This is a genomic window from Streptomyces sp. CT34, assembly GCF_000805335.1.
Taxonomy (GTDB): domain Bacteria; phylum Actinomycetota; class Actinomycetes; order Streptomycetales; family Streptomycetaceae; genus Streptomyces.
Genome location: NZ_KN708638.1, coordinates 7,625,385 through 7,651,417 on the forward strand (window position 1 = coordinate 7,625,385; position 26,033 = coordinate 7,651,417).

17 protein-coding genes are annotated in these 26,033 nt (G+C 71.2%); 8 read left to right on the forward strand and 9 right to left on the reverse strand.

The features are described 5' to 3' along the window. Positions 1-39: 39 nt before the first annotated feature. Positions 40-7,620: a beta-ketoacyl synthase N-terminal-like domain-containing protein gene (locus tag RZ84_RS33100; protein ID WP_063772726.1), complete on the forward strand. Its 7,581-nt coding sequence runs from the start codon at positions 40-42 to the stop codon at positions 7,618-7,620. A 293-nt stretch (positions 7,621-7,913) separates the two neighbouring features. Here the strand turns inward: RZ84_RS33100 and RZ84_RS33105 are convergent, their stop codons facing one another. From RZ84_RS33105 to RZ84_RS33120, 4 genes are all read right to left on the reverse strand, one after another. Further along, entirely contained in the window at positions 7,914-9,437 is a 1,524-nt protein-coding gene (locus RZ84_RS33105; protein ID WP_043268179.1) for an acetaldehyde dehydrogenase ExaC, read from the reverse strand. A gap of 145 nt (positions 9,438-9,582) precedes the next feature. Then, entirely contained in the window at positions 9,583-10,851 is a 1,269-nt protein-coding gene (locus RZ84_RS33110; protein WP_043268181.1) for a GAF domain-containing protein, read from the reverse strand. Between the two features lie 86 nt (positions 10,852-10,937). Continuing rightward, the gene (locus RZ84_RS33115) at positions 10,938-11,975 is read right to left on the reverse strand and encodes a DUF6114 domain-containing protein (RefSeq protein ID WP_198540095.1); all 1,038 of its coding nucleotides are present in this window, start codon (positions 11,973-11,975) and stop codon (positions 10,938-10,940) included. Beyond that, positions 11,966-12,580 carry a DUF6230 family protein gene (locus tag RZ84_RS33120; RefSeq protein ID WP_043268183.1) on the reverse strand — a complete coding sequence of 205 codons (615 nt, stop codon included), beginning with the start codon at positions 12,578-12,580 and terminating at the stop codon, positions 11,966-11,968. The genes RZ84_RS33115 and RZ84_RS33120 overlap by 10 nt, the downstream gene beginning before the upstream one ends. A gap of 225 nt (positions 12,581-12,805) precedes the next feature. Here RZ84_RS33120 and RZ84_RS33125 point away from each other — a divergent pair, with 225 nt between their 5' ends. Continuing rightward, positions 12,806-13,381: a TetR/AcrR family transcriptional regulator gene (locus RZ84_RS33125; protein ID WP_347232813.1), complete on the forward strand. Its 576-nt coding sequence runs from the start codon at positions 12,806-12,808 to the stop codon at positions 13,379-13,381. 84 nt (positions 13,382-13,465) lie between these two features. Here the strand turns inward: RZ84_RS33125 and RZ84_RS33130 are convergent, their stop codons facing one another. Further along, positions 13,466-14,800 carry a glycoside hydrolase family 18 protein gene (locus tag RZ84_RS33130; protein ID WP_043268187.1) on the reverse strand — a complete coding sequence of 445 codons (1,335 nt, stop codon included), beginning with the start codon at positions 14,798-14,800 and terminating at the stop codon, positions 13,466-13,468. Positions 14,801-15,146: 346 nt separating this feature from the next. Between RZ84_RS33130 and RZ84_RS33135 the strand changes: the two genes are divergently transcribed. Further along, positions 15,147-16,319 (forward strand): acyl-CoA dehydrogenase family protein, encoded by a 1,173-nt coding sequence (locus RZ84_RS33135; protein WP_043268190.1) that lies wholly within the window; start codon positions 15,147-15,149, stop codon positions 16,317-16,319. Between the two features lie 47 nt (positions 16,320-16,366). On the opposite strand, the gene RZ84_RS33140 is transcribed toward RZ84_RS33135, so the two are convergent. Both RZ84_RS33140 and RZ84_RS33155 read right to left on the reverse strand, forming a co-directional pair. Beyond that, positions 16,367-16,642: a hypothetical protein gene (locus RZ84_RS33140; protein WP_052230344.1), complete on the reverse strand. Its 276-nt coding sequence runs from the start codon at positions 16,640-16,642 to the stop codon at positions 16,367-16,369. Positions 16,643-17,154: 512 nt separating this feature from the next. Beyond that, entirely contained in the window at positions 17,155-17,580 is a 426-nt protein-coding gene (locus RZ84_RS33155; RefSeq protein ID WP_043268196.1) for a hypothetical protein, read from the reverse strand. A gap of 213 nt (positions 17,581-17,793) precedes the next feature. Here RZ84_RS33155 and RZ84_RS33160 point away from each other — a divergent pair, with 213 nt between their 5' ends. The 5 genes from RZ84_RS33160 to fxsA all read left to right on the forward strand — a co-directional run bounded on the left by RZ84_RS33160 (position 17,794) and on the right by fxsA (position 23,484). Then, the gene (locus tag RZ84_RS33160; protein ID WP_043268198.1) at positions 17,794-18,234 is read left to right on the forward strand and encodes an Lrp/AsnC family transcriptional regulator; all 441 of its coding nucleotides are present in this window, start codon (positions 17,794-17,796) and stop codon (positions 18,232-18,234) included. Between the two features lie 70 nt (positions 18,235-18,304). Further along, the gene (locus RZ84_RS33165) at positions 18,305-19,954 is read left to right on the forward strand and encodes an amidohydrolase (RefSeq protein ID WP_052230345.1); all 1,650 of its coding nucleotides are present in this window, start codon (positions 18,305-18,307) and stop codon (positions 19,952-19,954) included. Positions 19,955-20,454: 500 nt separating this feature from the next. Continuing rightward, positions 20,455-22,128 (forward strand): apolipoprotein N-acyltransferase, encoded by a 1,674-nt coding sequence (lnt, locus tag RZ84_RS33170; RefSeq protein ID WP_043268200.1) that lies wholly within the window; start codon positions 20,455-20,457, stop codon positions 22,126-22,128. Beyond that, positions 22,125-22,880, forward strand: a complete 756-nt coding sequence (locus RZ84_RS33175; RefSeq protein ID WP_043268202.1) for a polyprenol monophosphomannose synthase — start codon at positions 22,125-22,127, stop codon at positions 22,878-22,880. Before lnt ends, RZ84_RS33175 begins: the two co-directional genes overlap by 4 nt. 34 nt (positions 22,881-22,914) lie before the next feature. Further along, the gene (gene fxsA, locus RZ84_RS33180) at positions 22,915-23,484 is read left to right on the forward strand and encodes an FxsA family membrane protein (protein ID WP_043268204.1); all 570 of its coding nucleotides are present in this window, start codon (positions 22,915-22,917) and stop codon (positions 23,482-23,484) included. Positions 23,485-23,574: 90 nt separating this feature from the next. Here fxsA and RZ84_RS33185 read toward each other — a convergent pair whose 3' ends face one another. Together RZ84_RS33185 and RZ84_RS33190 are read right to left on the reverse strand one after the other, a co-directional pair. Beyond that, positions 23,575-23,952, reverse strand: a complete 378-nt coding sequence (locus tag RZ84_RS33185) for an RNA polymerase-binding protein RbpA (RefSeq protein ID WP_026170122.1) — start codon at positions 23,950-23,952, stop codon at positions 23,575-23,577. 265 nt (positions 23,953-24,217) lie between these two features. Then, positions 24,218-25,597 carry an MFS transporter gene (locus RZ84_RS33190; protein ID WP_043271591.1) on the reverse strand — a complete coding sequence of 460 codons (1,380 nt, stop codon included), beginning with the start codon at positions 25,595-25,597 and terminating at the stop codon, positions 24,218-24,220. Between the last annotated feature and the right edge of the window lie 436 nt (positions 25,598-26,033).

Genomic DNA, 26,033 nt, shown 5'->3' on the forward strand with positions numbered 1-26,033 from the left:
CCTCGCCGTTCCCCTCCGCATTCGTGAAGAGAGACTGGCATGTCATTCCAACCGATCGCCATTGTCGGCCGCGGATGCGTACTGCCCGACGCGCTGGACCCGGACACTTTCTGGGACAACATCGCTGAGGGGCGATGCAGCCTGTCGCCCGTGCGGGACGGCCGCTGGCGCCTGTCTCACCGGTGGGCCATGGGTACCGTTGAGGACCACCTCGACCGCACCTGGACCGACGTCGGCGGCTACGTCCAGGACTTCGAGCGAGAGTTTGACCCAGCCGGTTTTCTCGTGGACCCGGGCGAGATCCTTGCACTGGACCCACTGTTCCAGTGGGTGCTGCACGGCACCCGGCAGGCACTCCGCGAGGCCGGACGGGACGGACCGCTGCACCGCGCGGGACTGGTGCTCGGCAATCTGTCCTATCCCACCAGCGCCGGAGCGGCCTTCGCCGAGCACGTTCTGCTCTCCTCGGGAGACCCGATGCTGCTGAACGCGGCGCATCGAACCCCGCCCGATGCACGCAACAGGTTCTCCTCGGGGCTACCAGCTCATTTCACCGCACGCGCACTGGGGCTTGGCGCGGGAGCCTTCGCGCTCGACGCCGCCTGCGCCTCCTCGCTGTATGCGATCAAGCTGGCATGTGACCGCCTGCACGACGGCACAGCCGACCTGATGGTGGCGGGGGCGGTCAACCGGGTCGACAACCTGTTCCTGCATGTGGGGCTGTGCGGGTTGTCCGCGGTAAGCCGCAGCAGCCGCAGCCGGCCCTTCCACCGAGAGGCCGACGGGTTGCTGCATGGCGAGGGTGCAGGGTTCGTCGCACTGATGCGCCTGTCCGACGCGCTCGCGGCCGACAGCCCCGTTCTCGGTGTGATCCGCGGGGTCGGGCTGTCCAACGACGGCCGTGGCCGTGGCCTGCTCACCCCGGCCGAAGAAGGGCAGGAACAAGCGATGCGCCTGGCCTACTCCCAGGCAGATGTGGCGCCCGAGACCGTCTCACTGCTGGAGTGCCACGCCACGGGTACTCCGATCGGGGACGCCACAGAGGTCCGCAGCACCGCCACGGTCTTCGCCGACAGTACCGACCTGCCCATCGGCTCGGTGAAGTCCAATATCGGACACCTGCTGGCCCCGGCAGGCGCGAGTGGACTGCTCAAGGTACTGGGCGCGATGCGGGCAGGCATCCGCCCGGCGACGCTGGCGGCAGCGGACCCGCTCGACGAACTGACCGGCACCCCGCTGCGCGTGCTGAACGAGTCCGAGCCATGGCAGGGGCTTCGTCGGGCCGCAGTGAGCGCCTTCGGCTTCGGCGGCACCAACGCCCATCTGATCGTCGACGCCTGGGACGCGGACAGCGGTGCCGTACTTCCGGCGCCGTCCACAACGAAGGCGCCGAACGCGGAGGTGGCGATCGTGGCCATCGGCGCCAGGGTCGGAGACGGGGCCGGAGCCGAAGACTTCCGCCGCGCAGTACTCGGCGGCCGACGGTGCGGCCCGGCGACGACGGTCAACGTGGCGCTGCCAGGGTTGTCCTTCCCGCCACGTGCCGTAGAACGGACGTTGCCGCAGCAGCTTCAGATTCTGGAGGCGGCGAGGGAAGCGGTGCGAGACGTGGATCTGCCCCGCGAGCGGACCATGGTGCTGGTCGGGATGGGTGTGGATCCGCAGATCGCCCGTGCCAACGCGCGCTTGCTGGCGCCGCAATGGCTGGAGGAGGCCGGGAGCCCGGCCGACTCACAGATGGTCGAGCGGGTCAGGAACGCCCTTGCCCCGCCCTTGGAGCCCGAGCGGGTCGTCGGCAGCCTGCCGAATCTCATCGCGAACCGGATCAATACCCAGCTCGACTTGGCGGGCCCGGGCTTCACCGTCTCAGCGGAGGAGGCATCGGGTCTTGTCGCGCTGGACCTCGCGGCTCGCGCCCTCCGCACGGGGGAGGTGGATGCCGCGCTCGTCGGCGCCGTGGACCTCGTACGCGACCCGGTCCATGAGGCGGCGCTGACCGGACTCGGGCACGAGGCCGACACCGGGGATGCGGCCGTGGCGATGGTCCTCAAACGCCTCAGCGACGCCCGCAGGGACGGCGACGCCGTGCTGTCCGTCCTCGACGACGACACGGTCGCCGAACCGGGGCTGATCATCGGTGACGGCGCCGACTACGACCCGACGGACCTTGTCGGCCGTGCCCACGCCGCGCACGGACTGCTGTGCGTCGCGGTGGGCGCAACCGCCCTGTGCCACCGCGCACGACCACAGACGGCGGCTCCCGCCAGGATCGAACCGGGACTGAACACCGCCGAGATCGTGGTCACGCCGATCGAGGCGCCGCCGGTCCGGATCAGGCTGCGGTCCGGCGACACCGTGCCATGGGCATCCGGAGCCGCGCCCAGACTGCACGTCTATTCCGGCCGAGACCGTAGGGAAATCCTCGCCGCACTCGACGAAGACACCGAGTCGTCCGACGGCCCTGCGCGCCTGACCCTGGTGTCCGAAGGCGACAGCGCCGCACACCGCAACGCTGCGCGCCGCTGGCTCGCCGACGGCGGTGCCAGGCCGTCCGGCGTCTTCTACCGAGACACCCCGGTGACCGGTGAGCTGGCTTTCGTCTACACGAACGGATCGGCTGCCTACCAGGGCATGGGCCGCGAACTGCTGTTGGCGCTGCCCACCCTCGCGTCCGGGCATGCCAGGGCGTGGCCGCGCGCCGATGCGGCACCTTCGGTGCTCGACCAAATGTGGGGTGCCGCCGCGCTGGCCACGGTGCACACCGAACTCACCCGCGGGCTGCTCCGGCTGAGCCCGGACGCTGCCATCGGCTACTCATCCGGTGAGTCGGCCGCCCTGGCGGCCCTCGGGGCCTGGCGCGACGTCGAGGAGCTGTACCAGGACAGCCGGGCAAGCAGTCTGTTCACCACCGAACTCACCGGAGCGCTGCACGCGGTGCGTCGCGCGTGGGATCGCCTCGGCGTGCACGGCGACCGGTGGTCCAGCTACCTGGTCAACGCCCCATTGGAGCGGGTCCGCGCGGCGCTGGCGAACGAGGCCGTGGTGCACCTGATGGCGATCAATGCGCCCGACGTGTGCGTGATCGGCGGTGAGGCGCGGGCCTGCGCCGCGGTCGTGGCCCGGCTCGGCGCCACCGCTGCCCTTCCGATCGACTACCAACTGGCCGCACACGCCCCGGAACTCGCTGAGGTCCGCGACCAGTCGAGGCGACTGCACCTGCGTCCCACCACCGAGGTGCCGGGCGTGCGCTTCTACAGCGGGAGCAGCACTCGCCCCTACATCGTGACGGCCGAACGCGTCGCCGATGCCATCACCGCGCAGGGCCTCGGCACGATCGACTTCGCCGGCACCATCGAGCGGGCATGGGCCGACGGTGTCCGTGTATTCGTCGAGCACGGCCCGCGCGGCCTGTGCACCGGATGGATCAAGCGCATTCTCGGCGACCGCGAGCACATCGCCGTGGCACTGGACGCCTCCGAGGGCAGCGGACTGCAGCAGCCATGTCTGGCCATCGCTGAGCTCGTCGCCGCCGGCGTGCCCGTGCACGCCGAGGCATTTTTCGACCAGCTGCAAGCCGCACGCCCCGATACGGCCGAGACCGGGCCCACCATTGCACTGCCCGCCCACTGGGATGTCGTCCTGCCCTCGCTCGCACAGCCTGCGGAGATCATGCCGAAGGCCCCTCGGCTGACTCCTGCCCCGCTCCACGAACCCGCCCCGCCCGTGGTGGTCGAGGTCCCCACCCAACCCGTTTCTGCTGCAACGCCGCTGCCGACCGACGTGCGCACGCTCATCGCCCAACAGAGCCACCGGGTGATCGCGCTGCACCACGATGTCCTCGCCCAGCACGTGCAGACTCACCAGCGCTTCCTGCACGCCAGGGCACAATTGCTTGCCTCAATGGCCCGCGTGGCGCGAGCAGGCAGGGCCCCGATGCCCTCCACAGGGTTCTTGCCCCCACCTCGCCCACCCCTTTCCCCGCCGCCCGTCGCATCCCCCTCGCAATTGCCCCTGCCAGGGCCGAAGTTCGACCGGGCCCAGCTGGAGTACCTTGCCGCACAACGCATCTCCACCCTGTTCGGGCCGAGGTTCGCCGCACAGGACCAGCACGCGGTGCAGACCCGGATGCCCGAACCACCGATGCTGCTCGTCGACCGGGTCACCGGCATCGACGCTCGCCCCGCCGCGTTGGCCGAGCTCGGCCCCGCACACGCCACCGGCACGATCTGGACCGAGACAGACGTCCGCCTGGACAGCTGGTATCTGGACGCCACAGGGCGCATCCCGGCCGGGCTGATGATCGAGGCCGGTCAGGCAGACCTCCTGCTGATCAGTTGGCTGGGCATCGACCTGATCAACCGCGGAGAGCGGGCATACCGACTGCTCGGCTGCGAGCTGACCTACCACGGCAGCCCGCCCGAGGCGGGAGAGACCCTGCGGTATGAGATCCGCATCGACCGGCACGCCGAGCACGACGGCGTCCGCCTGTTCTTCTTCCGGTACGACTGCTACGTCGGGGACGAACTCCGGCTGAGTGTCCGTAACGGACAGGCCGGCTTCTTCACTCGGGCAGAGCTGGCCGGTACCGAGGGATTGCGCTGGGATCCCGCCGAGTGCGCGCCTCTTCCGGAGCTGCCACTGGATGCCCCGGTCCAACGGTGCACGCGGTTGAGCTTCACCGCCGAGCATGTACGGGCCTTCGCCGCCGGGCGACCCGCAGACTGCTTCGGCCCCGGCTGGGATCTCACCCGGGCACATGTGCGCTCCCCGCGCATCGACGGCGGCCGTCTGCTGCTCCTTTCCGAGGTGACCGAGTTCGACCCGGTCGGCGGCCCTTGGGGGCGGGGCTACCTGCGCGCCCAGACACCGGTTTCCCCCGATGACTGGTTCTTCGACGGGCACTTCAAGAACGACCCGTGTATGCCGGGCACCCTGATGCTCCAGGGCGGGTTGCAGGTGATGGCCTTCTACCTCGCTGCTCTGGGCTGCACCATCGACCGGGACGGCTGGCGCTTCGAGGCCGTTGACGGGCAGCCCTTCCACGTTCGCTGCCGTGGACAGGTCGGCCCGGGCAGCAGGAAGGTCGTGTACGAGGTGTTCGTGCATGGCGTCTCCACCGGCCCGGTGCCGACCCTGCACGCTGACATTCTGGGCACCGTCGACGGAGTCAAGGCATTCCACGGCCACCACATCGCACTCCGTCTGGTGCCCGACTGGCCGCTGCCGTACTGGCGGCAGCTCGGCGGCCGCATCGAACAGACCAGTGGAATTCCCGTACCCCTGGCCACACTTGGTGGCCTGGCCGACTGCCACGAGCCCGCGGCGGTGGTAGCCCAGAACGACGGATTCCCCTTCGACTACCCTTCACTGCTGGCATGCGCGTGGGGCAAGCCGAGCGCGATGTTCGGTGCCATGTACGCACCCTTCGACAGCACCCGCAAGGTCGCACGACTGCCGGGACCGCCGTACCACTTCATGACCCGCATCGTCTCCGTGACCGGACCACAGGGCGGGATACAGCAGGGCAGCCGTGTCGTCGCCGAATACGAGGTGCCCGAGCAAGCTTGGTACTTCGAACAGAACCACAGCGCGGTGATGCCCCTTGCCGTACTGATGGAAATCGCCCTACAACCGTGCGGTTGGCTGGCCTCGTACGTGGGCAGCGCTCTGACCACCGAGAGCGAGTTGCTTTTCCGCAACCTGGATGGCTCCGGGACGGTCACCGGTGAGGTGACCCCGGCGACCCGGACCGTGCGCACTCATGCCGAGCTGACCCACATCTCCCGCATCGGCGAGGTGATCATCGAGTCGTTCACGGTGCGGTGTACCGCGGACAACGACGAGCTCTTCACGTTGTCCACCGTGTGCGGATTCTTTCCGCCCTCGGCGTTCGAGAACCAGCCGGGGCTGTCGGCCTCGGAGACCGAGCGGGACCGGCTGACGGCACCGAGTGATTTTGCGGTCGATCTCACGACGCGACCGGCCCGCTACTTCACCGGGGCGGCATGCCTGCCCGGCCCGATGCTGCTGATGCTCGACCGCATCACCGGCTACTGGCCCGAAGGCGGCAGCGCGGGACTCGGTCTGGTGCGTTCGGAGAAGGATGTCGATGCCGGGGAGTGGTTCTTCACAGCGCATTTCTTCCAGGACCCGGTACAGCCAGGCTCCCTCGGTATCGAAGCCATGTGCCAGCTTCTCCAGTTCTGTCTCATCGAGCGGGGCCTCACCTCGGATATGCCGCATCCCCGGTTCGAGCCGGTGTCGCTCGATCAGGAGATGGTCTGGAAATACCGAGGCCAGATCACCCCGGCCAACCGGTTGATCCGGGTGGAGCTGGAAATTCTGGAGGTCGGCCACGACACCCGCGGATGCTACGCGGTCGCCGACGCCCGTCTGTGGGCGGACGAAACCTGCATCTACGACGTTCACCGCATCGGGATGCGAGTCGTGTCCGGAGGCGGTCCACCGGCGGTGGTGGACCACGTGCTCGACCCCGCGGTCGACACCTGGCTGGCCGACCACTGTCCGACCTGGACGGACCCCTTGCTACCGATGATGTCTGTCGTCGACCGACTCGCCCGGGCCGCGGCCGACTTCACCGGCCAAGACGTGGTCGCCGTGCGAGACGTCCAACTCCGGCGTTGGATTTCGGTCTCCGAGATCATTCGGCTACGGACCGAGGCGGAACACGGTCCGGCCGGGCTGGTGGTGAAACTGCTTCTGTGGCGTGAGGCCGCCAACGCCGCGTTGTCCCGATTCGAAGAGGTGGCGCGGGCGATCGTTCTGGTGGGCACCCCGCCCGCCAGGCGACCACACCGATTCGCCGCGCTGCCCGACGCGGTGGCCCAGCCCGACCCGTACACGTCCGCGGAGCTCTTCCACGGCCCGTCGTTCCAGTACCTGAGATCACTGGCGATCGGCGCAAGCGGATCGTCCGCCGTGCTGGACGCCAACCGTGGCTCGGTTCCCAGGGGTTACCTGAACCAGGGGCTGCTGGACGCCGGGGTCCAGGCGATCCCACACCAGAGCCTGTGGCGCTGGGCACCGGAGATCTGTGACGGCAAGGCCGGCATCCCGCTGCGGGTGGCCTCACTGGAGCTGTTCGACACCCTGCCCTCGGACGGAGCGGTCGAGGTCGAGGCTCGCTTCGCCGGGTTCCCGGCCGGGGACGGATCGTTGCCTGAATTCGATGTCCAGTTCTGTCTGGGCGAGCGGGTCGTCGCGACGCTGCGGCTGATCGACGCCCTGATGCCGCTGGGGCCGGTCGCCGCCGCAACGCCGGTCGAGCGTAGGGCATTCTTCAGTCGCCGCAGCGCGGGGCGTGGGGCGGGACTGTCCAGGACCACGAACGGAAGGACCGAATTGACTGCGGAGGAAGCACAGCAACTGGAGTGGATCCCCGGCATGGCCCATGTGTTGGGACTCCCGACCGGCGCTCGGGTGGGCGAGCACGTGGCAGTCATTGCGGTCAAAGAGCACGTCGGCCGTCTGGCAGGAGTGCATCCGTGCCTCGTGTACGTGAGTGCGGATCTCCGGTCGGCCCAGGTTTCCGGGCAGCGCTATGCCGTTGATGTGGTCCAGGAAGGGGACAGAGTCACCGTCCGTTCGACGGGAGAGTGAAGACTGGCCTGTCAGGGGCGGCTGCGCAGTAGGACTCGGTGGGGGCGTCGGTAGCGAGCCTGTTCGGGCGGGCTCGCCTGAGGTGGCGCGCCGGCGGTCTTGGCGTACTGGCGAACTCCGCGGGGATCGTGTGCGGGGGCTTGGTCCGTGACAGGCCCGGAAGTGTTGATGCGCAAGATGCCCATATCCGGATGAAGCGCCGTAATGAGCCGAACGACATTCTTACGCCCTGGTGAGCGGGAGGGGGGTCACCCGGCCATCGATCCTCGTGCCGGGCGACCCTGTTGTTCCTCTTAGAAGAATCCAAGTTTCTTGGGCGAGTAGCTACAGAAGATGTTCTTGGTCTGCTGGTAGTGGTCCAGCATCATCTTGTGGTTCTCGCGGCCGATGCCGGACTGCTTGTAGCCGCCGAAGGCCGCGTGGGCGGGGTAGGCGTGGTAGCAGTTGGTCCACACCCGGCCGGCCTGGATGGCGCGGCCGGCGCGGTAGGCGGTGGAGCCGTCCCGGGTCCAGACGCCCGCGCCCAGCCCGTAGAGCGTGTCGTTGGCGATGCCGATCGCGTCGTCGAAGTCGCTGAACGGTGCCACCGCCACCACCGGGCCGAAGATCTCCTCCTGGAAGATCCGCATGTCGTTGTTGCCCTCGAAGATCGTCGGGCGGACGTAGTAGCCGCCCTCCAGTTCGCCGCCCAACTCGGCACGGGTGCCGCCGGTCAGGACCCGGGCGCCCTCCTTCTGGCCGATGTCGAAGTAGGAGAGGATCTTCTCCAGTTGGTCGTTGGACGCCTGCGCGCCGATCATGGTGTCGGTGTCGAGGGGGTGGCCCTGGACGATCTGCTCGGTGCGGGCCACGCCGGCCGCCAGGAAGTCCGCATAGTGCCCGCGCTGGATCAGCGCGCGGGACGGGCAGGTGCACACCTCGCCCTGGTTGAGGGCGAACATGGTGAAGCCTTCGAGGGCCTTGTCGTGGAAGTCGTCCGTCGCCGCGGAGACGTCGTCGAAGAAGATGTTGGGGCTCTTGCCGCCCAACTCCAGTGTCACCGGGCGCAGATGCTCCGACGCGTACTGCATGATCAGCCGGCCGGTGGTGGTCTCGCCGGTGAAGGCGACCTTCGCCACCCGCGGGCTGGAGGCCAGCGGTTTGCCCGCCTCCACGCCGAAGCCGTTGACGATGTTGACGACGCCGGGCGGCAGCAGGTCGGCGATCAGGCTCATGAGGAAGTGCACCGAGGAGGGGGTCTGTTCGGCCGGCTTGAGGACCACCGCGTTGCCCGCCGCCAGGGCCGGGGCCAGCTTCCAAGTGGCCATCAGAATGGGGAAGTTCCAGGGGATGATCTGGCCGACGACGCCCAGCGGTTCGTGGAAGTGGTAGGCGACGGTGTCCGCGTCGATCTCCGAGAGGGTGCCTTCCTGTGCGCGCACCGCGCCCGCGAAATACCGGAAGTGGTCGATGGCGAGCGGGATGTCGGCCGCCAGCGCCTCCCGTACGGGCTTGCCGTTCTCCCAGCTCTCGGCGACCGCCAGCTCCTCCAGGTGCTGTTCCATCCGGTCGGCGATCTTGTTGAGGACGGCGGCGCGCTCGGCGGCCGGGGTGCGGGCCCAGCCGGGCGCCGCCGCGTGGGCGGCGTCCAGCGCGCGCTCGACGTCCTCGGCGGTGCCGCGGGCGATCTCGGTGAACGGCTGCCCGTTGACCGGGGTCGGGTTCTCGAAGTACCGGCCCTGGGCGGGTGCCACGAACTCGCCGCCGATCCAGTGGTCGTAGCGGCTCCGGTAGCTCATGACGGCATCGGCGGAACCCGGGCTGGCGTAGCGTGCCATGGGGCGGCCTCCCAAATCGTGCGCTCGGTGCGGTGCCCGTCGCCTCGGTGCGGCGGGTGCTGGGGGAGGAGGCTAGAGCGGGGGACGTTGCGGGAAGGTTGCGCGGGGGAGTGGGCCCGGGGGAGGGGCCGGTGGTCGGTGCGTCCTACGAGCCACGCGGCAGGCCGTAGGCGGTGCGGAGCCGTCCCGCCGCGGCACGGGACGCGGTGCGCGCCGGGGAGCGCTCCGGGAGGGCGTCCACCAGGGCCTCCCAGATCTCCAGGTCGTGCTCGCCCCAAGGGGTCCGCGACCAGGCGCGCAGCTGGTCGGGGTCGCGGGCGGACAGCAGCGCCCGCCGGAGCCGGTCCTCCAGCGCCGCGCGCAGCCGCCGGATACCGGGCGCCTCCGACGAGGGCAGCAGCGGGCCGCGGTACGCATCGAGCGCGGCGGCCGGATCACCGCCCGCCAACTCCCGTTCCACGGCGTCCAGATCGGTCTCCACCGGCCGGTCGAGCCGGTACGGACGGGAGTGCAGCAGCGGGCCGACCAGCTGCCGCAGCCGGGACAGCTCGGCACGCAGCGTCACCGGGCGCATCTCGCGCTCGCCGTAGAGGAGCACGGACAGCTGATCTCCCGTCAGGCCGTCCGGGTGCCGGGCCAGCAGCAGCATGATCTCGCTGTGTCGGCGCCCGAGGCGCAGCCGTTCGCCGTCCCGGAGCAGTAGCGCCTCGTCCCGGCCGAGCGCCGCCAGGCAGGCCCCAGAATCCCCCAACTCTCCTGTGCAGGTGGCGAGATGGGCCTCGGCGGCGCGGGCGGTGGCCTGGACCAGAGCCAGGCTGTGCGGGCTGGCGAGATGGTCGCCGCCGGAGATGTCCACCGCGCCCAGCAGCCGCCCGGTCCGCAGGTCGTGCAGGGGTGCCGCGGCGCATGTCCACGGCTGCACCCGCCGGTTGTAGTGCTCGGCGGCGAAGATCTGTACCGCGTGGTCGGCGGCCAGCGCGGTGCCCGGCGCGTTCGTCCCCGCGTGCCGTTCGTCCCAGCGCGCCCCCACCACGAAGTTCATCCGCTCGGCGCGCCGCACCACGCCGGGGTGCCCCTCGACCCACAGCAGCCGCCCCTGCGGATCGCACACCGCCAGCAGATGGGCCCCGTCGTGCGCGATGCTGCCCAGCAGCTCCCGGAAGACCGGCATCGCACGGGCCAGTGGATGGGCGTCCCGGTAGCTGCGGAGCGTGGGTTCGTCGAGTTCGACGGGGGCCGCGCCGTCCGAGGTGGCGTGTGCGCGGGCCGAGCGGCGCCAGGAGTCGGCGACGACCTGCCGGACCGGCGGCGACACGGTCCCGTCGGCCAGGAACGCCTCGTGCGCCCGCCGTACCGTACGGATGCGTTCGGCCGGGTCGGCGCCCGCCTCCATCGCCAGCCACGGGTTGACCACGCGTCACCTCTTCGTCACGGCTCCTGCCCCGGTACGCCGATGGTGCTCGTACGGGGCGGAGCCGTAAACCCCGCCCGGCGTCCCGGTCAGCCGGCGGTGCCGCCCCGTCCGCCGCCCGCCTGGAGCCGCAGCCCCTTCGCGACGATCAGGTCCGAGCTGACCAGTGCCTGTTCGGCGGTCACCCGCGTCATGTAGACGAACGGCGGGACGACCGGCGGGACCGGGAGGGTGTCGGGGGTGAAGGTGAGGCAGACCGCGCCTTCCAGGCAGCCGCTGAACTTGGTGAGATAGAGGGTTACCTGGCCTTTGAGGTTCAACGCATCGGAATTCAGGCGGAGTTGCGGTCCCTGTGCGTCGCGGGTGGTGAGGCGGTAGTCGGTCAGCGACGCCGCCTTCATCCTCAGCACCATCACCTTGAGCGGGCCGCCGGCCGTTTCCACCGTGGTGACCCCGGCGAGGGTGAAGCCCTGCGGGGCGAACATGGTGGTGGTCACGGTCGGCGGGACCGGCGGCGCCGGTGGCCCGGCCGCACCGGCCTTCTGCACCGGGCCGCCGACGGCGGTGAGCAGCGCGACCGGCAGGCCGACGGCGAGCGCCTTGCTGCCGGTGCCGCGGCGGGCCGGCGCTGTGCCCGCGGGCGCGGCACCCTCCACCTCCGCCGACCGGCCCGCGGGTCCGGTGCCCCCCTTCCGCCCGGCCCCCGCGCCGTCGCCGGCGTCCGGTGCCGGCGTCCATCCGAACCCCATCGCGCTGCCCGCGATCCCCAGTCCCATACCGACCAGGAACCCGCCGAGATTGGTCGCGGCGAACGACAGCACCGAAAGGATCAGCGCATTGACGCTCACGTAGTGGTGTGCGGCCGGGGCGCACCACAGGAACAACCCGGCCACCATCAGCGCCAGTCCGATGCCCAGCGCGGCCAGTCCGCCCAGTCCCAGGCTCACCAGCACGGTCAGCGGGGAGAGCGGGACCAGCAGCAGCTCCGCCCCGCCGAGCAGGAGCAGCAGCCCGGCCCAGAACGGCCGGGTGCGCCGCCAGCGCCGCAGTACCGCCCGCCGCTCGGGCCACGGCAGGGCGTCCTCCAGCCGGGCGCCCCACCGTGCGCGCCGCGCGCTCAGAAACACTTCTCGCCGTCCAGGCTGACACTCACCCGCATCCCCTTGAGGCGGAAGTTGCCGCCGGTGGCCGACCAGGCATGCGACCGGACGCCGGCCACCTCGATGTTCCCGGCCTGGAGCCCGAACTTGCCCCTCGGCCCCCTGACGCCCGGTACGGCGTCCAGCGAGCCCGCGTCCCGGCCGATCTGCGCGGTGCCGAACCGGGCGTCGCCCACCAGGTCCTCGCCGTCGATGACCAGGCTGTCGGCGCTGACCGGTCCCGCCGTGCCACCGGCCGTCAGCTTGAACACCACCGTGCCCACCGGCGTTCTGACCTGCGCCGCCTGGCAGATGTCGGCGAGGCTCGCCCGGCCGATCCCGAGCAGCGCGACCGGATGGCCGTGGTCGTCCGCGTCGCGGTCGGTGTGGACGTACGACGAGAGGCCGTTGCTGCTCAACCTGCCCGATGCGACCTGGAAGTTGGTGCCGGACACCGCGAAGGACGCGGCCAGTGCGCCCTGTGCCATCACCGCCGCCAGCGTGCCCACGGTGAGCACGGCGGGCAGTGCCACCGCGGCGGTCTTCTTCCAGGAGGTCCGCCCTTCGGGCGCCCTGCCGATCGATGTGCTCACTGCGTCCTCCCCGGGGCAGCGGTCGAATGCGCGAGGGAAGTGCTTCATGGAGCCCCTGCGGTGCCAGGACCACAGGTCGGAAGGGCAGCATGACGTTCTGTCATACTGCGCAAAACTCTTGGCAGTTGGAGACTAGGGCGGATTTTGAATAAGAGTCAACAGGGTAGACGGGCGGGCTCTCCGGCCGCCCGTCCCACCGAGCGGTCCCAGGCACGTCGCGCCGAACTGATCGCCACCGGACGGAAGTTATTCGCCGACACCTCCTACGACGCGCTGTCCATGGATGACATCGCGCGCCAGGCAGGTGTCGCCAAGGGGCTGATCTACTACTACTTCACCAACAAGCGCGGCTACTACCTGGCGATCATCGAGGACGCGGTCGCCGAGCTGGTCGAACGCGCCGGCAGCACCCACGACCTGCCGCCCGTCGAACGCGTCCAGCGCACCGTCGACGGCTATCTGCGCTACGCCCAGCACCACCAGGCCGCCTACCGCGCGATCGTCACCGGCGGGGTCGGATTCGACGCCGAGGTGCTGGCCATCCGCGCCTCCGTGCGCGCCAGGCTGCTGAGCACCATCGCTCTCGGTGCCTGGGGCAGCGAGGACATTCCGCCGCTCGCGCGTACCGCGCTGACCGGCTGGCTCTCCAGCGTGGAGGGCGTCACCCTGGAATGGATCGAGGAGCAGGAAGTGCCGCGGGAGACCGTGGTGTCGCTGCTGGTCCGCGGCCTGGGCGACACCCTCCGGCTGATAGAGGAGTACGAGCCGGCCTGCCCGGCACCACCCCGGCTGCGCACCTGACGCTTCGTCAAAATCCATGGCATGTCAGGGAAGCGGGCGGGAGGTCGTCGCCTCCCGCCCGCGTGACCGCGCGTACCGGCAGGGCTACTTGATCGCCTTGATCAGGTCGCCGTTCGCGGTGTCGCCGCTCAGCTCCCAGAAGAAGGTGCCGCCCAGCCCCTGGGCGTCCTTGAAGGCCATCTTGGTACCGATGGTGTCCGGGGTGTCGTAACTCCACCACTGGTCACCGCACTTGGCGTAGGCGGTGCCGCCCACCGTGCCGGTGGTCGGGCAGCGGTCCTTGAGCACCTTGTAGTCGTCGATGCCCGCCTCGTAGGTGCCCGGGGCCGCGCCGGTCGCCGTACCGCCCGGCGCGTCCTGGGTGACGCCGGACCAGCCGCGGCCGTAGAAGCCGAGGCCCAGCAGCAGCTTGTCCGACGGGACGCCGAGCTTCTTGAGCTTGGTGATGGTGTCGGTGGTGTTGAACCCGGCCTTCGGGATGCCGTTGTACGCCGTGAGCGGGGAGTGCGGGGCCGTCGGGCCCTTGGCGTCCCAGGCACCGAAGTAGTCGTAGGTCATCGGGTCGTACCAGTCGACGTACTGGGCCGCGCCCGCGTAGTCGGCGGCGTCCATCTTGCCGCCGTCCGAGGCGTCAGCGGTGATCGCCGCGGTGAGCAGGTTGTTCTGTCCGAACTTCGCCCGCAGCGCCTTCAGTACGCCGGTGAAGGCGTCCTTCCCGCTGGTGTCGCAGGTCAGCCCGCAGGCGTTGGGGTACTCCCAGTCGATGTCGATACCGTCGAAGACATCCGCCCAGCGCGGGTCCTTGACCAGGTCGTAGCAGGACTGGGCGAACGCCTCCGGGTTCCGGGCGGCCTCGCCGAAGCCGCCCGACCAGGTCCAGCCACCGAACGACCACAGCACCTTGAGGCCGGGGTGCAGCTTCTTGAGCTTGCGCAGCTGGTTGAAGTTGCCGCGCAGGCCGTTGGGGTCGTCCCAGGTGTCGGCCTTGCCGTCGACGCTCTGGTCGGCGGTGAACGCCTTGTCGTAGTCGGCGTAGGAGTCGCCGACGGCGCACTTGCCGCCCTGGACGTTGCCGAAGGCGTAGTTGATGTGCGTGAGCTTGTCCGCGGATCCGGAGGTCTCGATGTTCTTGACCTGGTAGTTGCGGCCGTAGGTACCCCAGTCGATGAAGTAGCCGACGACCTTGTCGCCGCCCGCCGCGGGCTGCGCCGCCGCCGTGACCGGGTGGCCGGCGGTGGGGGTGGTGGGTGACGGCGACAAGGAGGGGTACCGCGAAGCGGTTCCTGCCGGGGTGGTGGTGGGTGACGGGTGGGCGGAGGCGGGTGCGGCGAAGAGGGTGCCGGCCAGGGCCGCCGTACACAGCGCGGTCGCGGCGGCGATCAGCCTGCGTGGTGATCGCTTTCGGTGCGGTCTGAGCATGTCGTCTCCTCGGAGGGGGCGAGGGTGGAGCCTGACCTGCGTTCCGAATTGGCATGAACGCGTGGAACGTTGAGGAGAAGGTAGAAGGACTAGACCACTGCGTCAATGGTTCGGACCAATTGCGCGACCGTCGGGTGCCGCGGGCCAAGTGGGCCGGATCCGCACCGGGATCGATGATCAACCCGTGACGCGGGGCCTCCGATCGGGCATACTCCTAGCGCCACAGCCGCAGGTCATCGCCATTCCGCGATCCGGAGGCGATCATCGGCCAGGCACTACGGAAACCGGCGCCGCCGCCCACCCCGCGCGCGTCGCCGCAGCGCCCGACAGGGAGGAGAGCGCCGCCATGACCGACTACGGCCCCCCGCCGGTGGACCGCAGGCTGCCCACCGAGGAAGCCCGGGACCTGATGACCCTGGTCCGTGAACTCGCCGAGCGCGAGATCCGGCCCACGGCCGCCGAGGAGGAGGAAGCCGGCCGCTTCCCGCGCGAGCTCTTCCGTCTGCTCTCGGAATCGGGACTGCTCTCCCTGCCGTACGCCGAGGAATTCGGCGGCGGCGACCAGCCCTACGAGGTCTACCTCCAGGTCCTCGAAGAGCTCGCGGCGGCCCGGCTCACCGTCGGCCTCGGCGTCAGCGTGCACACCCTCGCCTGTCACGCGCTCGCCGGATACGGCACCAAGGAGCAGCGGGCCGAGCACCTCCCGGCCATGCTCGGCGGCGGACTCCTCGGTGCGTACTGCCTCTCCGAGCCCGCCTCCGGCTCCGACGCCGCCTCCCTGACCACCCGCGCCACCCGGCAGGGCGACTCCTGGACGATCGACGGCACCAAGGCGTGGATCACCCATGGCGGCGTGGCCGATTTCTATACGGTGCTCGCCCGCACCGGTGGCAGCGGCTCCCACGGCATCACCGCCTTCCTGGTGCCCGGCGACGCCGAGGGCCTCGGCGCCGCCCCGCCCGAGCGCAAGATGGGCATGAAGGGCTCGCCGACCGCCCAGCTGCACTTCGACGGCGTCCGGGTCCCCGACTCCCGCCGCATCGGCGACGAGGGCCAGGGCTTCGCCATCGCGCTCTCCGCCCTGGACTCCGGCCGCCTCGGCATCGCGGCCTGCGCGGTCGGCGTCGCCCAGGCGGCCCTGGACGAGGCCCTCGCCTATGTCGCCGAGCGCCGCCAATTCGGCCGCCCCATCGCCGACTTCCAGGGCCTGCGCTTCATGCTGGCCGACATGGCCACCCAGGTGGAGGCGGGCCGCGCGCTCTACCTCGCCGCCGCCCGGCTCCGCGACGACGGCCGGCCGTTCGCCAAGGAGGCGGCGATGGCCAAGCTCTTCTGCACGGACGCCGCGATGCGGGTCACCACGGACGCCGTGCAGCTCCTCGGCGGCTACGGCTACACCCTCGACTTCCCCGCCGAGCGCTATATGCGCGAGGCCAAGGTCCTGCAGATCGTCGAGGGCACCAACCAGATCCAGCGGATGGTCATCGCCCGCCATGTCGCGGGGCCCGAGACGCACTGACCGGCGGGGGGGGGGGCCGGGGCGAGAGCATCCCGGCCCGGCCGGCCTCACAGCCGCCGACAGCCCGCCGCATCGCGCCGGAAGGTGTGCTGCGGCCCCCGTTCACGGGGATTCCAGCCGTGCTCGCGCGCTCTGCGGATCAGCGCCGCGACCTCGCCCGGTGCGACGATCGTGCCGTGCTCCCGCCAGGTCACCATCCGCGCGCCGTCCCCGTCCGCCCAGCCGGCGACCACCGCCAGTCCGGCCGCGTCCGGCGAGACCACCCACCGGTACCGCGTCCCGTCGACGGTGATCAGCCGTGAACCGCGTACCGCCAGCGCCATCCGATACCCCCGTTCTTCGTCATGGCCCGAGCCGACGGCTGGCTACCCCCCCGACGTCATGTCCTCTACGTACGAGGGGAGTTGACTGCACTCGGCCACCGACGCCGAACGCGCCCCCCGGAAGTCGCCGGCATCGCCATCCTCGCCCGGCTGCATGGCCAACTCCGCGCCGCCCCGGCCGAGTTCCTCAGCGCACCCGCCATCGGCAAGCGCCCTGCGTCGCACGTCGTGGCCCAACGCGCCCACTGCTCATGATTTGTTGACGGCCTTCCGAGCTCACCACTCATCCCCCTCGTCGAGCGCGGCTTCGACCGGCCGACCGACCACTGGCCGCGGGATCCGGGCGAGACGCTGGTGACCGGGGGCGACGCCCGGATCGGCAACATCGTCCACGACGGGTTCGAGCCGGCTGCGGTGCTCGACCGGGAGATGGCCGCGCTCGACCCCCGCGAACTCGCCCTCGGATGCTCGCCGGCCGCTATCGGTGAGCCCGTCGCGGCCGGCGTACCGGCTCAGCCGCGGCGGCGCATCCGCGGCACCCGGGCCGGCCGCTCACCGATGCCGCCCACGTGCGAGAACGGCTGACGCCGCCAGTCCAGGCCCGCGGGAAGCGTCAACAGCATGGCCGCGTCCTGTTCCTGAGTCCCCATCATGTCCTCGGTCTCCGGGGCGTCGGCCGCCGCCCGGCCGGAACCCTGGCACACGGTCAGGCCGAACGGGTTCCACGGCGACGGGCACAGCGCGTGCTCCGGGAGCCTGTCCTCGTCCGCCAGCAGCCCGATCGGCTGCCCGCAGTCCGGGCAGGTCACGCGGTAGATCTCGTAGGTGTCGAAGGAATCGTACGCACCGTCGTCGGCGGGGAAGCCGAGACTGTCGCCCTCCTGAACGCCGGCGTTCGCTGCGGCGGAGTCCTGCTCAAGGCGTCGCATGATGTCCATCCCCCTCGGGTGGGCCACTCGGACCGCTGACTTCCAACGTGTGACCGGCGGTCTCGGCCAACACCAGCAATGCCCTTCATGCCGGGCGCATAATCGCCGGCGCCCCGCGGAGCCGGTGTCACAGGTGTGGCATTGCTCACACGGCGGGGTGTGTGGGTGTCCACGATCCGGCGCACCGTGCGCATATGCGCCCGCGCGCAGTAGGTTGAGCGGGTGGAGGAGTTGGACCGACAAATCGTGGATCTGCTCGTCAAGGACGGGCGGATGAGCTACACCGACCTGGGCAAGGCCACCGGCCTGTCCACCTCGGCGGTGCACCAGCGGGTGCGCCGCCTGGAGCAGCGCGGTGTCATCCGCGGCTATGCCGCCATCGTCGACCCCGAAGCCGTGGGCCTGCCGCTCACCGCCTTCATCTCGGTCAAACCCTTCGACCCCAGCGCCCCGGACGACATCTCCGACCGGCTCGCCGAGGTCCCCGAGCTGGAGGCGTGCCACAGCGTCGCCGGCGACGAGAACTACATCCTCAAGGTCCGGGTCGCCACCCCCCTGGAGCTGGAGCACCTGCTCACCCGTATCCGCACCCTGGCCGGTGTCTCGACCCGTACGACGGTGGTGCTCTCCACCCCGTACGAGGCCCGTCCGCCGCGCATCTGACCTGACTGCCCGTCGCCCGAGCGGACCCCCGGGCGCCGGCCCGCCCCGCGCAGGCGCCAGACTGTCCGTTATGAGCGAGCACATCCCCGACCCCGCCGGGCGGACCCGGCCCCGTACCGTCCTCCTCCGGGGCGGTGAGGTGCACAGCCCCGCGGACCCCTTCGCCACCGCGATGGTCATCGAGGGCGACCGGATCGCCTGGGTCGGCGAGGAGGGCGCGGCGGACTCGTTCGCCGACGGCGTCGACGAGACCGTTCACCTCGACGGCGCACTGGTCACCCCGGCGTTCACGGACGCACATGTGCACACCACGGCCACCGGGTTGGCGCTCACCGGCCTCGACCTGTCCGCCGCCAGCACCCTGTCCGGCGCACTCGCCCGCATCCGCGAGTACGCCGCCGCGCGCCCCGCGGACACCGTGCTGCTCGGCCACGGCTGGGACGCCAGCGCCTGGCCCGAAGGCCGCCCGCCGTCCCGTGCCGAACTGGACGCCGCCACCGGGGGGCGCCCCCTCTATCTCACCCGCGTCGACGTGCACTCCGCGGTCGTCACCACCGCCCTGCTCGACCTGGTCCCCGGCATCCGCGAGCGGTCCGGCTGGCACCCCGACGCTCCGCTCACCGGGGACGCGCACCACGCCGCACGGGCCGCCGCCCACGCCACCGTCACCCCCGCCCAGCGTGCCGACGCGCAGGCCACCGCGCTCGCCCGGGCCGCCTCCCTGGGTATCGGCAGCCTCCATGAATGCGCCGGCCCGGACATCTCCGGCGAGGACGACTTCACCGCCCTGCTCGCCCTGGCCGCCGACGGCCGCGGTCCCCGCGTCATCGGCTACTGGGCCGAGTTGATCGCATCCGCAAAGGACGCCGAGCGGATCCGTGAGCTCGGCGCGGCCGGCGCCGCCGGCGACCTGTTCGCCGATGGCTCGCTCGGCTCGCACACCGCCCATCTGCACGCCCCGTACGCCGACGCCGGCCACACCGGCACCGCGCACATCGACGCGGCGGCCGTCGCCGCCCATGTCGCCGCCTGCACCGAGGCCGGACTCCAGGCCGGGTTCCACGCCATCGGCGACGCGGCGCTGACCGCGGTCACCGACGGCGTCCGTACCGCCGCCGACACCGTCGGCCTGGAGCGCATCCGGGCCGCCCGGCACCGCGTCGAGCACGCCGAGATGCTGACCGAGGCCACCATCGCCGCCTTCGCCGACCTGGCCCTGACCGCCTCCGTCCAGCCCGCCTTCGACGCGGCCTGGGGCGGCGCCGACGGGATGTACGCGACCCGCCTGGGCGCCGACCGGGCCCGCACCCTCAACCCGTACGCCGCCCTGCTCAAGGCCGGCGTCCCGCTCGCCCTCGGATCCGACAGCCCGGTCACCCCGCTCGACCCCTGGGGCACCCTGCGCGCAGCGGTCTTCCACCGCACCCCCGCCCACGGCATCTCCGCCCGTGCCGCGTTCACCGCGCACACCCGCGGCGGCTGGCGCGCCATCGGCCGCGACGACGCGGGCGTCCTGGTGCCCGGCGCACCCGCCGACTACGCGGTCTGGCAGACCGGCGACCTGATCGTCCAGGCCCCCGATGAGCGCGTCCAGCGCTGGTCGACCGACCCCCGCTCCGGCACCCCGGGCCTGCCCGATCTCAGCCCCGGCAACGACCTCCCGGTGTGCCTGCGCACGGTCGTCGGCGGGCGGACCATCTTCGACCGGCCGAAAGAGTGACATCGCACAGGCAGGTGCCGCCGGAGGCCGTGCCCGAACCTGCTTGCCCTGCCTGGGCAGGCTCGGCACTGACCTGGGACGACGCGAAAACGACGCATGCGGAGCGACTGTTGACAGCAGGCGGCCGTGGGCCGGTAGGTTCGGCCGAGTCCACCACAGGACGTCCGACCGCGAGACCGCCGCGCAGTCGTCGATCGCAGCTGGGCCATGGGGCGGCGAGCCATCCGGCACACCGCCACTGGGAGCCAGGTCCAGCTTCAGCGGCACGGGGCGATGGATAGGTCGGTCGGCAGGTGCGACCCGGGTGGGGCCCGGCGCTCAGTAGACAACGGCTCTCGGTCGACCCGCAGCCAGCGGGTCCCAGGTCGGCCCGAAGGGTGCCGGGCCCCGATCCGCACCCCTCCGCGGCCCGTTCCGCCCGCGTACCCCGCCCCCGCGACGGCGGCCCTCCGATGTACGGTCAGCTGACTACCGCACGACCTGCAGGAAGGCCCGCGACCGTGCCATCGGGTTCCGATACCACCGCAGAAGCCGTCGGCGGCACCGCGCCCGGCAGCCCGGTGGCGCCCACCGCGTCGGATGCCGCCGACGACGCCCGGCGCCCCGGCCGCGCCCGCCGGCTGGCCGCGCTCGCCCGCCGCGAGGCGCCGCGCACCGGCCTCGCGGTCGTCGCCGGCCTCGCACTCGGCCTGGCCTTCCCGCCGTACGGGGTGTGGCCGCTCTCGCTGGTCGCGGTGGCCGCGCTGTCGCTGCTGACCCGCGGTCGGACCGCGCGCCAGGGCGCCTGGACGGGCTTCGTCTTCGGGCTGCCGTTCTTCCTGCTGCTGCTCAAGTGGCTGCAGGTGATCGGCTGGGACGCGGTGGTGGGGCTGTCCGTCGCCGAGTCGCTGTTCGTGGTGCTGATGGGGGCGGGGCTGGCGCTCACCTCGCGGCTGCCGGCCTGGCCGGTGTGGGCCGCATGCCTGTGGGTCGCCCAGGAATGGGCCCGCGACCGGCTCCCGTTCGGCGGCTTCCCCTGGGGCCGGCTGGCGTTCGCCAACACGGGCTCGCCGTTCACCCCGCTCGCTGCGCTCGGCGGTGCGCCGCTGGTGACCTTCGCGGTCGCGCTGGCCGGTGCGCTGCTGGCCGCCTGCGCGGTCACCCTCTGGGGGCTGCGCGGCAACGGCACGGTGCGCCGGGCGGTCCCGGCGCTGGAGGCGTTCGGGCTCGCCGCCGCGGTCACCCTGGCCGGTCTGGCGGTGCCGGTCCCCACCAAGGCCGACGACAGCGTCGACATCGCCGTCGTCCAGGGCAATGTCCAGCGGCCCGGGATGGACTTCCTTGGCCGCCCGTTGCAGATCCTGGACAACCACGCCCGTGCCACCGAGAAGCTCGCCGACGACATCAAGCACCACCGCGCGAAGAAGCCGGACCTGGTCATCTGGCCGGAGAACTCCTCCGACCTGGACCCGTTCCAGTACCCGCAGGCGTACGACCGGATCGACGCGGCGGTCAAGGCGATCGGCGTCCCCGTCCTCGTCGGCGCCCTGGTCGACCATCCGACCAAGCCGGGCTATGTCTTCAACGAGGGCATCGTGTGGGACCCCGGGACCGGGCCGGGCGCTTCGTACACCAAGCAGCATCCGGTGCCGTTCGGCGAGTACGTGCCGTTCCGCGCCCAGCTCAGCAAGATCATCACGCGCTTCCAGCGGGTGCCCCGCGACTTCTACCCGGGCGACCACACCGGCCTGTTGAAGGTCGGCCCGGCCCGGCTCGGCGATGTCATCTGCTTCGAGGTCGCCTACGACGAGATCGTGCACGACACCGTCGGCGCCGGGGCCCGTGCCCTGGTGATCCAGACCAACAACGCCACCTACGGACACACCGGCCAGCCCGAGCAGCAGCTGGCGATGTCCAAGCTGCGGGCCGTCGAGCACGGCCGCGCGGTGGTCACCGCGGCCACGAGCGGAATCAGCGCGGTGGTCGCTCCGGACGGAACGATTACGCACCAGATTCCCGAATTCACCCAGGGTGTCGTGTCGGCGCGCATCCCCCTGCGCGACGAAACGACGCTCGCCGACCGCATTGGCGCGGCTCCCGAGTGGGTGCTCGCTATCGTGGGCCTCCTGTCCTGCGGGACTGCTGTGGTCAGTGGTCGGCGTGGGCGTACGAAGGACGAGAAGGGACAGCAGTGACAGACGGTCAGCGGCAGTACGGCCCCCTCGGCAGCACGTTGGTGATCATTCCGACGTACAACGAGGCGGAGAACATCAAGCCGATCGTCTCGCGGGTGCGGTCCGCCGTCCCCGAGGCGCACGTCCTCGTCGCGGACGACAACAGCCCGGACGGCACCGGCAAGCTCGCCGACGAGCTGGCCGCCGAGGACGAGCGGGTACACGTCCTGCACCGCAAGGGCAAGGAGGGGCTGGGCGCCGCCTACCTCGCCGGCTTCCGGTGGGGCATCGACCACGGCCATGACGTCCTGGTGGAGATGGACGCGGACGGCTCCCACCAGCCCGAGGAGCTGCCGCGGCTGCTCACCGCCCTCAAGGGTGCCGATCTGGTGCTGGGCTCGCGCTGGGTGCCGGGCGGCCGGGTGGTGAACTGGCCCAAGCACCGCGAGTTCCTCTCCCGCGGCGGCAGCACGTACTCCCGGATCATGCTGGACGTGCCGATCCGCGATGTGACCGGCGGCTTCCGGGCGTTCCGGGCCGCGACCCTGAAGGGTCTGGGCCTGGACGAGGTGGCGTCGCAGGGCTACTGCTTCCAGGTCGACCTCGCGCGGCGTGCCGTGCGGGCGGGCTTCCACGTCGTCGAGGTTCCGATCACCTTCATCGAGCGGGAGCTGGGCGACAGCAAGATGAGCCGTGACATCGTCGTGGAGGCCCTGTGGCGGATCACCGCGTGGGGCGTCGGCTCCCGGGTGGACAAGATCCGCAGGCGCTGACCCGGATGCCGGCCGGGCCAGGCACACTTGTGGCATGACGTTCGGAGCCACCCCACCCCCCAGCCCCCAGCAGCACCGATCGCGCGCCCGCCGGTTCGTCCCGTTGGGCGTCGCCGCCTGGATGGTGCTGGAGATCTGGCTGCTGACCGTGGTCGCCGGGGCCACCAGCGGGCTGACGGTGTTTCTGCTACTCGTCGCGGGCGTGATCGCCGGCGGCGCGGTGATCAAGCGGGCCGGCCGCCGGGCCTGGCGGAATCTCACCGAGAGCCTCCAGTCCGGCGGCGCCCCGGCGGCCCCGCAGGAGGCTGGCTCGTCGGGCACCGGCAACACCCTCCCGATGATCGGCGGGCTGCTGCTGATGCTGCCGGGCCTGCTGTCGGACGTGCTCGGACTGCTCTGCCTCTTCCCGCCGACCGGGCGGCTGATCCTGCGCGGCGGCGACAAGCTGCTGACCCGTTCCGGGTCCTACGCGCCCGGTTCCCTCGGCGACGCCTACCAGCAGGCGCGGATGCACCGCCCGGACGGCAAGATCGTCCAGGGTGAGGTCATCCGTGACGACGGGCCCCCGGCCGCGCGCCGCCAGGACCCGCCGCTGACCGGCTGACACCGCCGCGGACGGCGCGGAAAGCACAAGGGCCGGGCCACCGGAGATCGGTGGCCCGGCCCTTCTGCGCCGCTCGGCGCAGCCCGCTTGTCAGGCGGACTTGCGGTTGCTGTCGCGCGGGTGCACGGCAATGTTCATGGTGCCGGAGCGCAGGACGGCCAGCCGCTCGGCCAGCACCTCCTCGAGCTCCTCGCGGGTCCGCCGCTCCATGAGCATGTCCCAGTGCGTACGCGCGGGCTTGCCCTTCTTCTCCTCAGGGCCATCCCCATCCACCAGAAGGGAGGGTGCGCCGCATACCTTGCACTCCCACTCCGGCGGAATCTCGGCCTCAACCGAGAACGGCATCTCGAATCGATGTCCGTTCTGGCATGCGTACTCCACCGCCTGGCGCGGGGCCAGGTCGATGCCGCGGTCGGTCTCGTAGCTGGTCACCACGAGTCGCGTGCCGCGGAGAGCTCGCTCACTCATGAATCGTGCCTCCCGGGCTTGTCGCCCACAGGACAGGTGTCGCTGTCGTCGTCATCCGGTCAACGTCCGGTCGGCGGTGAAGATTCCCGTCATCGGGACATGCGTCGCCTGCGTCGCCCGTCGTGCCGCCCCTTGTTGTACCCACCAACGCCCGGTTTGTCACATCTGGCAGCAGATGTCACCCAGCGCCTCACGGAGTTGAGCGCGCAGTAACGGTCCGCCTGGTGAGCCAAAGGCGTACACTACCGGCCCGCACGCCCAGGAGCTAAATCCGGTCAGGTACCGGATTCCCGGCCGCAGCGATCGCCCGGCGCATCGGCACCCGCGCCAGCAGTACGAAACCGATCGCGAAGAACGCCACCAGCGACACGATCGCATCCCGGTAGCTCCCGGTCACCTGGTAGGCCACCCCGAACACCAGCGGCCCCAGCCAGCTCACTCCGCGGTCGCTCATCGCGTACGCGGAGAAGTACTCCGCCTCCTTGCCGCGTGGGATCAGATGCGAGAACAGCGACCGCGACAGCGCCTGGCTGCCGCCCAGCACCAGCCCGATCGTGCCGGCCAGCACGAAGAACCACTCCGGCGTCCGCGTGGGCAGGAAGTATGCCGTGGCGATGGTCAGCGTCCAGGCCACCAGTGAACCCAGCACCGTCCGGTGGGCGCCGTAGGTCCGGGCCAGCCGGCCCATGAGCAGCGCGCCCGCCGCGGCCACCACCTGCACCAGCAGGGTCGAGACGATCAGCGTGGTCTGGTCCAGCCCCAGCTCCTCGGAGCCGAAGACCGACGCCTGGGTGATCACGGTCTGGATGCCGTCGTTGTAGACGAGGTACGCCAGGAGGAAGGAGAGGGTGAGCGGACGGCGGCGCACATCGCGCAGCGTCGCCCGCAGCTGGCGCCAGCCCTGGCCGGGCGCGACGTCGCCCGCCGTGCCCCGGGTGCCGCCGGCCGCCGGCCGGTCGCGCAGCCGGCGCAGCGGGATCAGTGCGAAGGCGCCCCACCACAGGCCCGCGGTCGCCAGGCAGATCCGTGCCGCGGTCCCCGCGGAGATGCCGACCGCGTCATGCCCGGCATACAGCGCGAGATCGGCGATCAGGGTCAGTGCGCTGGCGGTGTAGCCGAACGCCCAGCCCCGCGAGGAGACCGCGTCGCGCTCGTCGGGATCGGCGATCTGCGGCAGGTAGGAGTTGTAGAGCATCATCGCCACGACGAACGAGACATTCGCGATGATCAGCAGTGCCCCGCCCAGCAGATAGCGGTCGCCGCCGAGGAAGAACATCGCCGTGGTCGCCGCAGCCCCTGTGTACGCGCAGCCGCCCAGCAGCGGTTTCTTCCGGCCGGTCCGGTCCGCCAGCGCCCCGGCCGCCGGCATCGCCAGCACCGACAGCAGCAGGGACGCGGACACCGCGTACGCGAAGAAGGAGCCGGCGCGCACCGGGATGCCCAGGGGATGGACGAATCCCTCCGCGTCCGCCGCGGCCTTCGCCACCGTCGTCAGATACGGCCCGAGGAACACGGTCAGCACGCTCGACGAGTAGACGCTGACCGCCCAGTCGTAGAAGTACCAGCCGCGCTGCTCGCGGCGCTGCCCGGCCTTCTCCGCCGTCGCTGCCTCCGGTCTCCCGGACCCGAACTGTGTGCTGGGCACACGCACCCCCGTCTTCCGTCCCCGTTCGGCGCGGCGGACGGCCGGTGGCGCGGCGGCTGGCCCCGCACCGCCGCTCGGTCGGTACCGTGCGCAGCGCCCCGATGTGATCGCTTGAGTGATGGCCATCACTACACGCCCGTGAGCTGCGATGACAAGCCTTCGCGGGATTCGGTGTGAGAGTCCTGGAGGACGCGCGGCCATCCGGGTGGCCGGCCGGCGTCCGCCGGCGACCGGCCAGGGCCTGTCCGGTGGGTCAGGGTCGGACAGGCCGCTTCGTCCGGTGCGGTGCGGCTTCCGGGGACCGTTGAAGGAGCCGAGGCGGAGCGCACGGCGCCGGAGCGGTGCGACAGCGGAGCCAGGGGACGCTTCGGCAAGGCCCGCATGGGGGCGCCTCCCAGCATTAGCTGGGGGAGCGTCGCGGACCCGGCCGTGACCC